Raw genomic sequence first — 1,912 nt, 5'->3', positions numbered from 1 at the left:
CCGTGTGCCGGGGGTGCCGCCTACTCCCCGGCCCTGACGGACTTCGTGTTCATGGTCCGCGAGACCTCGCAGATGTTCATCACCGGCCCGGACGTCGTCAAGGCGGTCACCGGTGAGGAGATCACGCAGAACGGGCTCGGCGGCGCGGATGTGCACGCCGAGACCAGCGGCGTCGCGCACTTCGCGTACGACGACGAGGAGACCTGCATCGCGGAGGTCCGCTACCTGCTGTCGATGCTCCCCTCCAACAACCGGGAGAACCCCCCGGCGTCGGAGAGCGACGACCCCGCCGACCGCCGCTCGGACGTCCTCCTGGACCTGGTGCCCGCGGACGGCAACCGCCCGTACGACATGCACAAGGTGATCGAGGAGCTCGTCGACGACGGCGACTACCTGGAGATCCACGAGCGCTGGGCGCGCAACATCATCTGCGCCCTGGCCCGGCTCGACGGCCAGGTCGTCGGCATCGTCGCCAACCAGCCGCAGTCGCTGGCCGGCGTCCTCGATATCGAGGCGTCCGAGAAGGCCGCGCGCTTCGTGCAGATGTGCGACGCGTTCAACATCCCGATCGTCACCCTGCTCGATGTGCCGGGCTTCCTGCCCGGTGTCGACCAGGAGCACGGCGGCATCATCCGCCACGGCGCGAAGCTGCTGTACGCGTACTGCAACGCCACCGTGCCGCGTATCTCGCTGATCCTGCGCAAGGCGTACGGCGGTGCGTACATCGTCATGGACTCGCAGTCCATCGGTGCGGACCTCACCTACGCCTGGCCGACGAACGAGATCGCGGTCATGGGCGCGGAGGGCGCGGCGAACGTCATCTTCCGCCGCCAGATCGCCGAGGCCGAGGACCCGGAGGCCATGCGGGTGCGCATGGTCAAGGAGTACAAGGCCGAGCTGATGCACCCCTACTACGCCGCGGAGCGGGGGCTGGTCGACGACGTGATCGACCCGTCCGAGACGCGCGAGGTCCTCATCAGGTCCCTCGCGATGCTCCGCACCAAGCACGCCGACCTGCCGTCCCGCAAGCACGGCAACCCCCCGCAGTGACCCTGCGACCGGACTGGAGCCCATCGATGAGCACTCCCGCTGATCCCTCCTCCCTCCTCCGTGTGGAGAAGGGCCACGCCGAGCCCGAGGAGCTCGCGGCGATCACCGCGATCCTCATGGCGCGTGCGGCGTCCCGCCAGGACGCCGGTGCGGCGCCGCACCGCGGTCGCACGGCGGCGGGCTGGCGCCGCCTGGAGCGCCAGCGCGGCTTCCAGCCCTCCCACAGCTGGCAGGGCTGACCCCGCAACCCCCTGAGGCCCCGCACACACCGGTGTGCGGGGCCTCAGCCATCCCTCCGGACCTCCGCGCCGAGGGCCGGCTGTTCCAGCCCGTCCGGCGAAGCCCCTCCGCCTCAATCGCCGGCGGGGCTGCATCTCCAGCCTGTCCGGCGTTTGAGGACATCGCGCGCAGCGCGGTGCGGGACAGGACGGCCCGCGGCCCGCGAACCGGCAGCGCCCCCGCGCCGAGCCTCCCGGGGCTCTGCCCCGGACCCCGCGCCTCAATCGCCGGCGGGGCTGAAAAGACAGCCCGTCCGGCGTTTGAGGACGCCGCGCGCAGCGCGGTGCGGCACAGGACGGCCCGCGCCCCGCGAACCGGCAGCGCCCCCGCGCCGAGCCTCCCGGGGCTCCGCCCCGGACCCGCGCCCCGCGAACACGCAACGGCCCCGCACCCCGCTCCGGTAAGGAGCGGGGTGCGGGGCCGGCCGGGTGGGCAGGGACCCCCACCCGGCACACGCGCGCTACGCGCGCCCCCGCGCCTACCGCAGGCGCGCCATGAGGGCGTGTTCGACGAGGGTGATGAGGGCGCTTTTGGCGTCGGCGCGGTGGCGTGCGTCGGTGGTGATGATGGGGGTGTCGGGGCC

General features: G+C 72.6%; 2 protein-coding genes and 1 pseudogene. 2 read left to right on the top strand and 1 reads right to left on the bottom strand.

The features are described 5' to 3' along the window. Together ABZ457_RS30625 and ABZ457_RS30620 are read left to right on the top strand one after the other, a co-directional pair. The coding region (locus tag ABZ457_RS30625; protein ID WP_359164342.1) for an acyl-CoA carboxylase subunit beta at positions 1–1,050 on the top strand (1,050 nt) is incomplete at its 5' end. Positions 1,051–1,076: 26 nt separating this feature from the next. Continuing rightward, positions 1,077–1,289: an acyl-CoA carboxylase subunit epsilon gene (locus tag ABZ457_RS30620; RefSeq protein ID WP_359164339.1), complete on the top strand. Its 213-nt coding sequence runs from the start codon at positions 1,077–1,079 to the stop codon at positions 1,287–1,289. Positions 1,290–1,807: 518 nt separating this feature from the next. Here ABZ457_RS30620 and ABZ457_RS30615 read toward each other — a convergent pair. Beyond that, positions 1,808–1,912: pseudogene (locus tag ABZ457_RS30615) on the bottom strand (ATP-binding protein); the annotation flags it as partial.

This window comes from Streptomyces sp. NPDC005805, from assembly GCF_040630445.1.
In the GTDB taxonomy this organism is placed as follows: Bacteria; Actinomycetota; Actinomycetes; order Streptomycetales; family Streptomycetaceae; genus Streptomyces.
This window is presented reverse-complemented; position numbering and strand designations above follow the sequence as displayed.